The sequence below is a fragment of the Paenibacillus sp. MABNR03 genome, assembly GCF_050455445.1.
Taxonomy (GTDB): Bacteria; Bacillota; Bacilli; order Paenibacillales; family Paenibacillaceae; genus Paenibacillus; species Paenibacillus xylanilyticus.
Map to the genome: position 1 here is coordinate 597,529 of NZ_JBCIYR010000003.1, position 12,389 is coordinate 609,917.

Annotated in this window: 12 protein-coding genes; 10 read left to right on the top strand and 2 right to left on the bottom strand. The window is 49.2% G+C overall.

Translation table 11 applies throughout. The annotated features are described in order from the left end of the window. Positions 1–139: 139 nt before the first annotated feature. Together gndA and AAIH57_RS17925 are read left to right on the top strand one after the other, a co-directional pair. The gene (gene gndA / locus AAIH57_RS17920; protein ID WP_430022554.1) at positions 140–1,549 is read left to right on the top strand and encodes an NADP-dependent phosphogluconate dehydrogenase; all 1,410 of its coding nucleotides are present in this window, start codon (positions 140–142) and stop codon (positions 1,547–1,549) included. 243 nt (positions 1,550–1,792) lie between these two features. Further along, positions 1,793–2,302, top strand: coding sequence for a shikimate kinase (locus AAIH57_RS17925; protein WP_246310846.1), 510 nt, complete (start codon positions 1,793–1,795; stop codon positions 2,300–2,302). A gap of 223 nt (positions 2,303–2,525) precedes the next feature. Here AAIH57_RS17925 and AAIH57_RS17930 read toward each other — a convergent pair whose 3' ends face one another. Continuing rightward, entirely contained in the window at positions 2,526–2,831 is a 306-nt protein-coding gene (locus tag AAIH57_RS17930) for a rhodanese-like domain-containing protein (RefSeq protein ID WP_175395719.1), read from the bottom strand. A gap of 146 nt (positions 2,832–2,977) precedes the next feature. On the opposite strand from AAIH57_RS17930, the gene aroA reads away from it, so the two are divergent. From aroA to ptsP, 4 genes are all read left to right on the top strand, one after another. Next, positions 2,978–4,273: a 3-phosphoshikimate 1-carboxyvinyltransferase gene (gene aroA, locus AAIH57_RS17935; RefSeq protein WP_430022555.1), complete on the top strand. Its 1,296-nt coding sequence runs from the start codon at positions 2,978–2,980 to the stop codon at positions 4,271–4,273. A gap of 36 nt (positions 4,274–4,309) precedes the next feature. Continuing rightward, positions 4,310–4,744 (top strand): CoA-binding protein, encoded by a 435-nt coding sequence (locus AAIH57_RS17940; protein WP_175395717.1) that lies wholly within the window; start codon positions 4,310–4,312, stop codon positions 4,742–4,744. 233 nt (positions 4,745–4,977) lie between these two features. Next, the gene (locus tag AAIH57_RS17945) at positions 4,978–6,858 is read left to right on the top strand and encodes a glucose PTS transporter subunit IIA (protein WP_175395716.1); all 1,881 of its coding nucleotides are present in this window, start codon (positions 4,978–4,980) and stop codon (positions 6,856–6,858) included. Further along, complete coding sequence (gene ptsP, locus AAIH57_RS17950; RefSeq protein WP_175395715.1) at positions 6,855–8,615, top strand: phosphoenolpyruvate--protein phosphotransferase; 1,761 nt, start codon at positions 6,855–6,857, stop codon at positions 8,613–8,615. Before AAIH57_RS17945 ends, ptsP begins: the two co-directional genes overlap by 4 nt. Before the next feature lie 119 nt (positions 8,616–8,734). Here the strand turns inward: ptsP and AAIH57_RS17955 are convergent, their stop codons facing one another. Next, a complete protein-coding gene (locus AAIH57_RS17955) occupies positions 8,735–9,265 on the bottom strand; it encodes a type 1 glutamine amidotransferase domain-containing protein (protein ID WP_175395714.1) in 531 nt (176 codons plus the stop codon). 238 nt (positions 9,266–9,503) lie between these two features. On the opposite strand from AAIH57_RS17955, the gene AAIH57_RS17960 reads away from it, so the two are divergent. The 4 genes from AAIH57_RS17960 to AAIH57_RS17975 all read left to right on the top strand — a co-directional run bounded on the left by AAIH57_RS17960 (position 9,504) and on the right by AAIH57_RS17975 (position 12,354). Then, positions 9,504–9,947 (top strand): hypothetical protein, encoded by a 444-nt coding sequence (locus tag AAIH57_RS17960; RefSeq protein WP_430022556.1) that lies wholly within the window; start codon positions 9,504–9,506, stop codon positions 9,945–9,947. A 122-nt stretch (positions 9,948–10,069) separates the two neighbouring features. After that, entirely contained in the window at positions 10,070–10,417 is a 348-nt protein-coding gene (gene ytxJ / locus AAIH57_RS17965; protein ID WP_430022557.1) for a bacillithiol system redox-active protein YtxJ, read from the top strand. A 92-nt stretch (positions 10,418–10,509) separates the two neighbouring features. Further along, positions 10,510–11,517 carry a catabolite control protein A gene (gene ccpA / locus AAIH57_RS17970; protein ID WP_095290204.1) on the top strand — a complete coding sequence of 336 codons (1,008 nt, stop codon included), beginning with the start codon at positions 10,510–10,512 and terminating at the stop codon, positions 11,515–11,517. A 141-nt stretch (positions 11,518–11,658) separates the two neighbouring features. Further along, a complete protein-coding gene (locus tag AAIH57_RS17975; RefSeq protein WP_175395711.1) occupies positions 11,659–12,354 on the top strand; it encodes a 5'-methylthioadenosine/adenosylhomocysteine nucleosidase in 696 nt (231 codons plus the stop codon). Positions 12,355–12,389 lie beyond the last annotated feature (35 nt).

The following is a 12,389-nucleotide window of genomic DNA, read 5'->3' on the forward strand; positions in this document are numbered from 1 at the left end:
ACACCTCAGACATTTGGGGTGTTTTCTCGTTGCGCAGCAGGGGTACGGGGTTCACTTCCATGCGTAAAACCGTTAAAATGGGGGTATTGTTGAGAGTCAATTTCAATAAAATTATTGGAGCAAAGGATGGAGGACCCAGATGGCAAAACAACAGATCGGTGTCATTGGACTTGCAGTAATGGGCAAAAATTTGGCCCTTAACATTGAAAGCAGAGGCTTCACGGTATCGGTATTTAACCGTTCCCCGGAGAAAACCAATGATCTTTTGAAAGAGGCTGAAGGCAAAAACCTCACGGGCACGTTCTCCATTGAAGAGTTCGTGGCATCCCTGGAATCCCCGCGCAAAATCCTGATCATGGTACAAGCCGGTAAAGCTACCGATGCGACCATTGAGCAATTGCTGCCTCACTTGGATGAGGGTGACATCATTATTGACGGAGGTAACGCATACTTCCCTGATACCCAACGCCGCAGCAAAGAGCTGGAAGACAAAGGCATTCGCTTCATTGGTACAGGTGTATCCGGCGGTGAAGAAGGCGCGCTGAAAGGCCCTTCCATTATGCCAGGCGGACAGGAAAGTGCGTATAAGCTGGTTGAACCGATTCTGACAGCCATCTCTGCCAAAGTTGGTGACGATCCTTGTTGTACATATATCGGACCGGACGGTGCCGGACACTATGTGAAAATGGTCCACAACGGCATTGAATACGGAGATATGCAGTTGATTGGTGAAGCTTACCACCTGCTTAAGTCCGTACTGAATGTGTCCGTTGAGGAACTGCACGAAATCTTCACGGAGTGGAATCAAGGCGAATTGGACAGCTATCTGATCGAGATTACGGCTGATATCTTCTCCAAATACGATCCGGAAACCGGCAAACCAATGGTTGACGTTATTCTGGATGCTGCCGGACAAAAAGGAACAGGCAAATGGACAAGCCAAAGCGCGCTGGATCTCGGCGTACCTCTGTCCATGATTACAGAATCCGTGTTCTCACGTTTCCTGTCCGCGATGAAAGACGAGCGTGTAGCTGCGAGCAAAATCCTGAATGGTCCGAAGGCAGAAGCTTACTCCGGAGACAAAAAGGCATTTATCGAGAGCGTACGCAAAGCGTTGTTCGCAAGTAAAATCGTATCCTACGCACAAGGCTTTGCCCAAATGCGTGCAGCTTCCGATGAATATGGCTGGGATCTGAAATACGGCAACATCGCCATGATCTTCCGCGGCGGTTGCATTATCCGCTCACAGTTCCTGCAAAACATCAAAGAAGCGTACGACAAAGATGCAGAACTCAAAAACCTGCTTCTCGATCCGTACTTCCAAAACATCGTTGAATCCTACCAGGATGCTTGGCGTGAAGTCGTAGCAGCTGCAGTACAACAGGGTATTCCGGTGCCTGGCTTCTCCAGTGCGTTGTCCTACTACGACAGCTACCGCACAGAGCGCTTGCCTGCAAACCTGCTGCAAGCTCAACGTGACTACTTCGGCGCTCACACCTTTAAACGGGTGGACAAAGAAGGCAGCTTCCACCACAACTGGATGGAATAGTGTACTCATTCTAAGTTTAATTAGGTTGGAGTGCTCCTGAAGCTGATTCGGGGGGTACTTTCTTGAAGAATGGCCTGGGGTTCCGGCATGCCGGATGACTCCAGGCCATTTTTTCATTTCAGGTCAGATTTGGCAGGAGCTCCCTATCTCCCTCAGGGGCTATGGCCTTCCCCCGTCAGCAGGGCTGTGTTATGATAGGACAAAAGTGCTCATGAAATGCTTGAAATAAAGGAGTGTACACCCTTGAGCAAGTCTAACAATATTATTCTCATAGGCATGATGGGAACCGGCAAATCAACGGTCGCCGACATGCTTGCACGCGAGCTGGGTTACCGACTGATCGATGTGGATGCCGCGGTGGAGAAAGAGGAAGGCTGTACGATTCCGGAATTGTTCACAGGCAAGGGAGAATCGTATTTCCGCGATGCCGAGAGCCGAATGTTATGTTCCGTATTAGAAAAAAAGGCACAGGTCATCGCGACCGGAGGCGGCGTGGTGCTTCGCTCTGATAATTGTGACGTGATGTCCAAGAACGGCTGGGTTGTCGCACTGACCGCTGATCCCGCAGTGATCGTACAGCGTGTGAGCGGCAGCGATAATCGTCCCCTTCTGGCTGGCAATGCGGAGGAACGGATCCAGACCATTATGGAAGAACGGAAGGACGCATACCGGTTTGCACATTACACAGTGGATACAACGGAGTTATCCGCAGCTGAAGTGACTCGTTTAATTTTAGCGCATTACCGCGTCTAAGCTTGTATCCACTGCATTTTGGTGTTTGAACATCATGGATGGAATCAGCCGAGAGCAGCTTGGTGAAGTGAACAGCGAAGGGTTTGACGTAGGGAAATAACAAAACGGGCCATATGGCCCGTTTGAGACTGAATGTGGAGGAGAGGGGTCCAGATAGACCTTTCTGAAACTGCTGGTTGCAGTCCAATGATGTCTGTGCGTTTTGGTCCTACTCCAGAAGGATTTAGTCTTCCTGCTGCCATTGCAGCATGCCGCCAACCATGTTGGTGCAGCCATCATAACCGAGCTGCTGCAAATACTCAGCGGCACGCTCACTGCGGTAACCGCTGCGGCAGATCAGTATGATCTCACCGGACTTCTCGATTTCCGACAATCTGTCCGGAATCTGTCCGAGCGGGATATGCTTGGCTCCTTCAATCATGCCTTGCGCGACCTCTTCATCCTCACGGACGTCTATCATCTGTAGCTTCTCTCCTGCCTGTAAACGGCGGCGAAGCTCGGATGTTTCAATTTCTGCAATTTGAGTCATATTCAGGTCCTCTTTTCTGTATGGACTTAACGCCTATAATGATACCCAAGCAGTGTGGGCAATGTCAATTTGGTGAATTGGCTCCGTGCCATATTTAATCGTTTTACCTAGCAGCTTAATCTGACCAATGAAGGAGAATTTCACCCATGGACGTAATCGTTAAACCAACCCCTACCCTGAACGGGGAATTTGGAGCCCTGTCTTCCAAAAACTATACTACCCGTTACCTGCTCGCCGCAGCACTGGCAGAAGGTACAAGCACCATCCATTTCCCGGCTCACAGCGAAGACAGTGATGCGATGCGCAGATGTATCCGTGATCTCGGAGCTGTGCTCGAAGAAGATGATAGCAAAATCGTCATTCAAGGCTTCGGCAGCCATCCGCGTGACGTGCGCGAGTTGAATGTAGGCAACGCTGGTGCAGTGCTCCGGTTCCTGATGGGAGTAACTGCCCTCTGTCCTGAAGTTACCTTTGTGAATACTTATCCGGATTCCTTGGGCAAACGTCCACATGACGACCTGATTGATGCCCTTGGACAGCTCGGTGTTGAAGTGCAGCATGAGCAAGGGCGCCTGCCAATTATGATTAAGGGCGGAAATGCCAAGGGCGGACATATCCGTGTGTCCGGTTCGGTCAGTTCCCAATATCTGAGTGCATTGCTTTTTGTCACTCCTCTTCTCGCGGAAGACAGCACGATTGAAGTGCTGAATGACCTTAAGTCCAAAGTGGTTATTGGTCAGACGCTCGAAGTGCTTGAACAGGCAGGGATCGTCATTCATGCGAGCGATGACTACATGTCTTTCCGCGTACCTGGTGGGCAGGCTTATCAACCGCAAACGTATACCGTTCAGGGAGACTATCCTGGTTCGGCTGCGGTACTGGCTGCAGCAGCTGTTACACAATCGGATGTGAAAATTCTGCGTTTGATGGAGCAGAGCAAACAGGGAGAGCGTGCCATTGTTGACGTTCTGCGCATGATGGAAGTTCCGCTGACCCACGAAAACGATGTGGTACATGTGCAGGGTAACGGTCGGTTGAAAGCCATCGAATTTGACGGAGATGCGGCAACGGACGCGGTTTTGGCGATGGTAGCCGCAGCTGTATTTGCGGAAGGCACCTCACGGTTCTATAATGTAGAGAACCTGCGTTACAAGGAATGTGACCGAATTACGGATTATTTGAACGAGCTGCGGAAGGCGGGAGCTAACGTAGAAGAGCGTCAGGCCGAGATTATCGTTCACGGTCGCCCGGAAGGCGTGGAAGGCGGCGTTGAGATTAATGCTCACTTCGATCATCGCGTCATCATGGCGTTGACGGTGGTTGGCCTTCGTTCCAAGGAGCCGCTTCGTATTCGGGATGCACACCATGTAGCCAAGTCGTATCCGCAATATTTCGATCACTTGCAGGCGCTTGGCGCCTCGGTTCAATGGGTAAAAGAGTAAAATAACACGTTAAGCAGAAAAGGATGGTGCTTGGACATGGAATTTAACAACCCTACTCGTGAAGAAATTGGGCAAATTTTACGCAAGGCAGGCAACATCGCAGTCGTCGGCTTATCGGACAAATCGGATCGTACTTCCTATATGGTAGCGGAAGCCATGCAGAGCAGAGGCTATCGGATCATTCCGGTTAACCCGCAAGCACAGGGTGAAATCCTTGGCGAGAAAGTATATGCAACCCTGGCGGATATCCCCGAGCCGGTAGATATTGTTAACGTATTCCGTCGGAGTGAATATACCCCGGAAGTGGCACGTGAAGCGGCAGCAATCAAAGCGAATGTATTGTGGCTCCAGCTTGGTATTCACAATGATGAGGCGGTACAGATTGCGGCTGAGAATGGAATGACTGCGGTAACGAATCGCTGCATCAAGGTGGAGGATTCCATCGTTCTGCGCGGTGCTGGACGCGGTTAAGCGTTATAAGATATAAGCATGATCCCGTTAACTTCAAGTTAACGGGATTTTCCTGTTGTAGAGGTGGCAGAAACTCCTCAAGTTTGGTTGCATTTTGTCGTCAGGCCGCATGCTGCTGTGGTCTTTGGGCTGTACGCTTGAAGAGTCAAAATCAAATTTCCGGCAGCTTACTGTTTTGCTTTGACAAAACGTTTCGTAAAGCTTACCATCTAGGATAGAAAGGAGAGGTCGCCATGAATTGGCTCGGATCCTTGCAGCAGCTCGGACGAGCGGTAATGCTGCCTACAATGGTCCTGCCTGCCGCCGCAATTTTGCTGAGTGTTGGCAGTTTGCCCTGGGACGCCTGGGGATTGAAAGTTGTTGGTGAAGTGTCTACCGTGGCCGGACACGGTATTTTTTATTTTTTGCCGTATTTGTTTGCTGTCGGTGTAGCACTGGGACTCTCCAACCAGGCCGGACAAGCGGGACTCGCTGCACTAGCCGGTATTGTTATATATGATCAGGTGACTCGCCATTTCGGGGATGGAACCATTCAGCCCGCTTCTTTAATTGGAATTATTCTCGGCGCTCTCGCCGGGGTGACACATAATCGGTTCAAAAGCATCAAGCTGCCTGAAATTTTGCAGTTTTTTGGCGGCTCCAGGTTTGTTTTGCTTATCGTCGGGCTCTGTTCGGCGCTGTTCTCCTGTTTCATGCTGTGGGTCGCTCCCATATTACAGCATGGATTGAACGCAATTGCTGCTTGGGAATACAGTCTCGGCGGGTTTGGTTTGTTCATTTACGGGGTTCTGTACAGAGTGCTGGTCGCCTTTGGACTTCATCACTTGCTTAACAATGTGTTCTGGTTTCAACTGGGGACGTTTGAAACGCCAGACGGGAACATTGTGCAGGGAGATTTGCCGCGCTTTTTTGCAGGCGATCCAACAGCAGGTTATTTTATGGCAGGCTTATTTCCGATCATGATGTTTGCCATACCGGCGATTGCCTTCGCCATTATTCAGGAGGCAAGGGAAGATCTGAAACCGAAGATCAAAAAGACGTTTCTCACGTCCGCACTGGTTTGTTTTCTGACGGGCGTTTCCGAGCAGATTGAGTTTGCCTTTTTGTTTGCGGCACCTTATCTGTTCATTGTACATGCTGTCATGTCGGGACTTGCGATGTGGATCGGTTACTGGCTCGATATCCGGCACGGCTTCTCGTATTCCGCGGGCATTATCGATTACATACTCAACTTCCATCTATCAGAGAATGCTTGGAAGCTCATTCCGATTGGCATACTATATGGGCTGGTCTATTATTTCCTGTTCCGCTGGGCAATCCGTACGTTCAAGATTCCAACGCCAGGACGTGAGGAAGGCTCCATGCTGGAGGACTGGGTAGGCAATATTCCATATCAGGCTCCGCTGATCCTGGAAGCATTGGGTGGTAAGGAAAACATCGTACAGGTAGAGGCCTGCATTACACGGCTTCGTCTGACGGTGCACAATGACCGTCTCATCGATACGGGCGCTATGAAGAATATGGGGTCTGCCGGGCTGATCAAGCTTGGTGGAGGTAACGTCCAGGTTGTATTTGGCACGTATTCGGAACTGATTCGGGAAGAGATCGCCAAACTGCTTGAGAGAGATCTGCCGCAGGTGCTGTTCTGTGCACCGGTACAAGGCAAAATGCTGCCAATCGAAGAGGTGCCCGACCAGATTTTTGCTGCGAAGCTTGTCGGGGATGGGGTAGCCTTTGTTCCGGAAAAAGGAGAGCTGGTATCGCCTGTATACGGGACGATCATGCACCTTTATCCAACAATGCACGCTTTGGGCATTTCAACCCGGGAAGGACTTGAGGTGCTGCTGCATATCGGGATCGATACCTCGCAGCTGAAAGGCCATTTTGAAGCCTTCGTTCAGGAGGGGGACACCGTGGAGCCAGGACAGCTGTTAATCAAGTTTGATCTGGCCGTACTGCGGGCGGAGGCAGCATCGCTGACTACACCAATGGTGATTACGAACCCGGATCGTGTCAAATCATGGAGCTTTGCTCCATTTAAGCAAGTCAAGAAAGGTCAGGCATCCGTCATGTCCGTGGTGCTCTATGACAGGAACGTTGGAGGGGTAGAATGAAGATACAAGGCATCAACGGCGCTGCAGGCATAGCCATCGGCAAAGCATTTGTCCTGCCCAGTTGGGAATGGGATCTGCCGGATCAAAAGATGGATTCGGTGGATCTTGCCCAGGAGTTCGAACGGCTGTATGAGGGAATACGGACATCGAAGGATGAGATCGAATTTATCAAGAATGAGTTCAAGGAAGTCGTCGGACCGGAAGAGTCCAGCATCTTTGATGCGCATCTGGCGATTCTGGAAGATCCCGTGTTTATGAACGAAATTCGCGGCATTATTGAACGGCAGTACAAAGCGGCAGAAGTGGCAGTAAAAGAAGCCATAGACCATTTTGTGACCATGTTTGATTTGCTGGATGATGAATATATGAAAGAACGGGCTATCGACATCAAGGATGTGGGTAACCGACTGCTGAAGCATCTGCTGGGAGCCCCGGAGATTACGCTCCCTTCGGATACGCAGCCTTATATCCTTGTAGCCAAGGAATTGTCCCCATCACAGCTGGCGCACCTAAATCCCACTCATGTACTGGGTATCGTGACCCTGATCGGTGGCAAAACGTCACACTCGGCGATTATGGCCCGTGCGCTTGGCATCCCCCTCGTTTCCGGTCTGGAAGCGAGTGTTGGCATGCCAGTGGAGACGGGAGATATGCTGGTGGTGGATGGTGATAACGGATTGGTATTTACGGAACCGGATCGCAAGACGATTGAACGATACACGATGATTCGCAGCAAGCAGCTGAAGAAAAAGGAACAGCTTCAGGTGCTCGCTACAGTGGATGCGATCACCAAGGATGGCGCTGTCTTGCAATTGGCTTCCAACATCAGCTCTGTCAAGGAGCTGGATCTGGCTCTAAAACACGGGGCAAAAGGGGTAGGTCTGTTCCGTACAGAATTTTTGTACATGGACCGTGCCACCTTCCCGGGTGAGCAGGAGCAGTACGAGGTGTATCGCCTTGTGGCAGAGAAAACGGCAGGTCAATCCGTGGTTATTCGTACATTGGATATTGGCGGTGACAAACAGCTCGATTATTTTGAACTGCCTGAAGAGGATAATCCATTTTTGGGCTATCGGGCGATTCGCATTAGTCTGGACCGCAGGGATCTGTTCAAGACCCAGCTCACAGCGATTCTTCGGGCCAGTGCAGCGGGGAATGTCAAGATCATGTATCCCATGATCTCTTCCGTGGAAGAACTCAGACAGGCCAATGAGATTCTGCGTGAAGCCATGTCCGATCTGGATGAGCGCCAATTAGCTTATGATCCACATATTCAGGTGGGAATTATGATCGAAGTGCCGGCAGCCGTAATGATTGCCGACCTGCTTGCCGAGGAAGCGGACTTCTTCAGTATTGGTACCAATGATCTTGTACAGTATGTACTGGCTGTAGACCGGATGAATGAACAGATTGCTCATATGTATCACCCCTATCATCCGGCTGTCCTGCGTATGCTGCGTGCAACGGTAGACGCGGCTCATACGGCGGGAATTGAGGTCAGCGTGTGCGGGGAGATGGCAGGGGACGAACGTTCCGTTCCACTCTGGCTGGAGCTGGGCATTCGTAATCTGAGCATGTCGCCGCAATCTTTGCTGCGTGTGAAGCACAGAGTACTGAACACATCAGCGGCGGCGGCGAAAGAGGCGGCACGGGATTGCTTTGCCCTGAGAACAAGCGCGGATATTGAGCAGCGATTGCAGGTTTATAATGACTCGACAGGAAATCCGGATGAGCAGAGCGGGTCCAATGCTTCGTGAAGGAATGATTGTATAAAAATACCTCTACATTAATATATTTACTTTTATTCTATTTCATATAGAGGTAAACAAATAAAGCCTTTCGCGATGAGCGAAGGGCTTTATTTGTTTTAAAGGTATTATTTTTCCGCAAGAGCATCACAGAATGCTTTGCCATAGGGAGGAAGATCCGGTGGACGACGAGCCGAAATAATATGTCCATCGACAACAACCGCTTCATCTTTCCAGATCGCTCCGGCATTCTCCATGTCATCTCGAATACCCGGTGTGGAAGTTACGGTGACACCATCCAGAATTTTGGCGGATATCAGTACCCAGCCCGCGTGACAGATCTGTCCGATCGGCTTGCGATCTGCATTCATTTCCTTAACCAGTTCAAGGACTTTGGGATAACGGCGGAGCTTGTCGGGTGCCCACCCGCCTGGTACAAGAATACCATCATATTGTGAACTGTCCAGTTCATCAAAGCTGTATTCCGCCTCAGCGGGAACACCGTATTTTCCGATGTAGGTTTTGCCTTTTTTTTCTCCGGCCAGATGTACCTCTGCGCCTTCTTCACGAACTCGATGTACCGGGTACCACAGCTCCAGATCTTCAAATTCTTCATCGACCAGGGCGATGACTTTTTTTCCTGTTAATCTCACAACCATCTCTCCTTTTGCGGTGATTAGGATGTCGCAGCTTTTATTGTAACAGATTCTGTGCAGCACTTCATGATTGTGCATGTTCTCTTTGCGGAAATCGGTTACATATGAATGTATGCCTATATTCGACAACCTGCATTTGGGGAGAGTGGTAATTTGTACAACCTCTGGTTTGTAGCAGGATTTAAGCGGAAAAAGGTCGAATGGTAACGTATACGAGTATAGAACGAATGAGGTGATGACTGTGCGCAAATCATGCAGATGCGGACATGTGATGGAATTGGAATTAAGAACGGTGGTTTATGCCAAGAAAGTGGAAATTCGGAATGTGCCTGTTTTCGCATGTACGGATTGTGTTTCCTACGAAGTACTTCAGCCGGTCAAGCCGGATTTGAAAGCATGCATCAGTAAGCTGGGTGAACAACCCGTGAAACAGGATGTATCTTTTGGCAAGCAAAATGAACTTGCAGATCTCCTTCATGAACAATTCCTGGCCTGGCCAGATGCAACAGATCGAGAGATGGAACATCATATGCAGCAAGCTGTGAGCGAACGCATTAATTTGCTGCTTGATATTATGGGATACGCTCAGAAGTCAGGCGACGAAGAATGGATGGAAACAACGGAACGCAGACTGAGCCAATTATCCGGTTTTGTCTGGCAGGCACATTTTTCGAATGCTGTCTAATTTTGACGTGTAAAATGCTTGTTTTCATGAAAATTGGCTTTTTCGTGCGCTTTTTGTTAAGATATCGTAGAGTGAAAACGCTCAACATAGCGGTATTCCTGATAAAGGGGGATGTATATCAAATGGCTGACATGACTAAAATGACAAGTATTGAACAGCTAAACTCCGCAGTGGAGGCTACCGAAGACCAACCCTTGCTTCTGTTTAAGCATAGTACACGCTGCCCGATCAGCTCTAATGCTTATCAGGAGATGAATGATTATTTGCAAAATAATCCTAATGAAAATGTAAAGTATGGCATCATTTATGTTGTGGAAGATCGTCCTGTGTCCAATGAAGCAGCGGACAAGCTGGGAGTTAAGCACGAATCTCCGCAAGCGATTCTAGTCAAAAAAGGAATTCCTGTATGGCATACTTCCCATTCGGATATTACTTCGTCTGCACTCACGAATGTTTTAAGTGAGTCCTAAAGCCTATTTTAATTGATTAATGCAAAAATTTGTCGTAATATAAATCTTAATGAAAATGGTATGAAAATTTACTGGTAATGGAGAGAAGTACTGTGACGGTAACCATTTATGATGTGGCACGTGAAGCTGGTGTGTCCATGGCCACGGTATCACGGGTTGTTAATAATAACCCCAATGTCAAGCCACAAACGCGCAAAAAAGTATATGAAGCCATCGAGCGGTTGGGATATCGTCCGAATGCGGTAGCCAGAGGTTTGGCGAGCAAGAAGACGACAACGGTTGGGGTTGTTATTCCGGATATTTCAAACTCGACTTTTGCAGAGATTGCCCGCGGGATCGAGGATATTGCGAATATGTATCACTACAACATTATTTTGTGTAACGCGGACAAGAAAAAGGAAAAAGAGATTCGTGTCATTAATACCCTGTTGGAAAAACAGGTAGATGGCCTGCTTTTCATGGGTGGAACGGTGACGGATGAACATATCCAGGCGTTCCAGTCAGCAGCGGTACCGATCGTACTCTGCGCAACAAGTGATGAGAAGGGAACTTATCCTTCCGTTGACATCGATCATGAAGCAGCGGCATTCGATGCGGTGAATACCCTGATTCGTCATGGTCACAAGGAAATTGCTATGATCAGTGGTACACTGCAGGATCCTGCGAACGGTTATGCACGTTTCCAAGGTTACAAAAAAGCGCTTGAAGCCGCAGGAATGGAATACCAGGAGGATCTGGTACGGATCGGTAACTATCGCTACGAGTCCGGTGTGGAAGCGATGAAATATTTCCTCGGACTGAAGAAAAGACCATCTGCGATCTTCGCGGCAACGGACGAAATGGCCATTGGTGCCATTCACTCCATTCAGGATGAAGGCTTGAAGGTTCCTGACGATTTCTCCATCATTAGTGTGGATAACATTCGTATGGCTTCCATGGTCCGTCCGCAGCTGACAACGGTGGCACAGCCGATGTATGACCTTGGCGCAGTAGCCATGCGTTTGCTCACCAAGTTGATGAAGAAGGAAAATGTGGAGAACCCACGGGTTATTTTGCCGCATGAAACCATTCTTCGTCTGTCTGTAAGCCATGCAGGCTAAGTAAAAGCAATAAGGAAAGGGAGAAGAGATTCTCTCTACATAGTGGATATACGGAAGCTCCGGAGACGGAGCTTTTGTGCTTCATGAATGGATAAACCGGGTGAGATGCATGGGTCCGGCAGTAAACTGGAGGTATCGAAGATGAGCGAAACGATTGGTATTATTGGAGCAATGGATGAAGAAGTGGAACTTTTGCTGGCCGGCATGAAGCAATTGGAGACGGTGAAGCAAACCGGCATCACTTATGTGGCAGGCGAATGGCTGGGTAAGCAAATTGTGGTCTGCAAATCGGGAGTCGGCAAAGTGAATGCAGCGGTAACAACGCAAATTTTGATCGATCGTTTTCAGGTTGATCGGATTATTTTCACTGGTGTCGCAGGTGCGGTGAATCCGGAACTGAATATCGGAGATATCGTGATCTCTTCCGTGTGTGTTCAGCATGACATGGACGTGACCCCGCTTGGATTCGAACGAGGAGTAATCCCGTATCAGGAAACCTCTGCATTCCCGGCAGAACCTGCACTGATTGCTCTGGCGGAAGAAGCATGTAAAGCGCAGGGAGCTAACTACCTGATTGGCAAGGTATTGTCCGGGGATCAGTTTATTGCAAATAAAGAGACCGTAGACATGCTGTATACCGAAATGGATGGGGCATGTGCCGAGATGGAAGGAGCAGCTGTGGCGCAGGTAAGTTTCATGAACCGTGTTCCTTTTGTTGTGCTGCGTGGCATGTCAGATAAAGCGGATGGTTCGGCTGATGTGAATTTTGCTGAATTCACCGTACAGTCTTCACAGCGTTCCCACCGAATTGTGGAACACATGCTTGAGAACATGTAATCTGTATCCCAATTCACTAGACTCATGAACGAGAA

Coding starts and splice junctions, on each gene's coding strand:
- gndA (WP_430022554.1), top strand. CDS start 140: ATGGCAAAACAACAGATCGGTGTCATTGGACTTGCAGTAATGGGCAAA.
- AAIH57_RS17930 (WP_175395719.1), bottom strand. CDS start 2,831: ATGACTCAAATTGCAGAAATTGAAACATCCGAGCTTCGCCGCCGTTTA.
- aroA (WP_430022555.1), top strand. CDS start 2,978: ATGGACGTAATCGTTAAACCAACCCCTACCCTGAACGGGGAATTTGGA.
- AAIH57_RS17940 (WP_175395717.1), top strand. CDS start 4,310: ATGGAATTTAACAACCCTACTCGTGAAGAAATTGGGCAAATTTTACGC.
- AAIH57_RS17945 (WP_175395716.1), top strand. CDS start 4,978: ATGAATTGGCTCGGATCCTTGCAGCAGCTCGGACGAGCGGTAATGCTG.
- ptsP (WP_175395715.1), top strand. CDS start 6,855: ATGAAGATACAAGGCATCAACGGCGCTGCAGGCATAGCCATCGGCAAA.
- AAIH57_RS17955 (WP_175395714.1), bottom strand. CDS start 9,265: ATGGTTGTGAGATTAACAGGAAAAAAAGTCATCGCCCTGGTCGATGAA.
- ytxJ (WP_430022557.1), top strand. CDS start 10,070: ATGGCTGACATGACTAAAATGACAAGTATTGAACAGCTAAACTCCGCA.
- AAIH57_RS17975 (WP_175395711.1), top strand. CDS start 11,659: ATGAGCGAAACGATTGGTATTATTGGAGCAATGGATGAAGAAGTGGAA.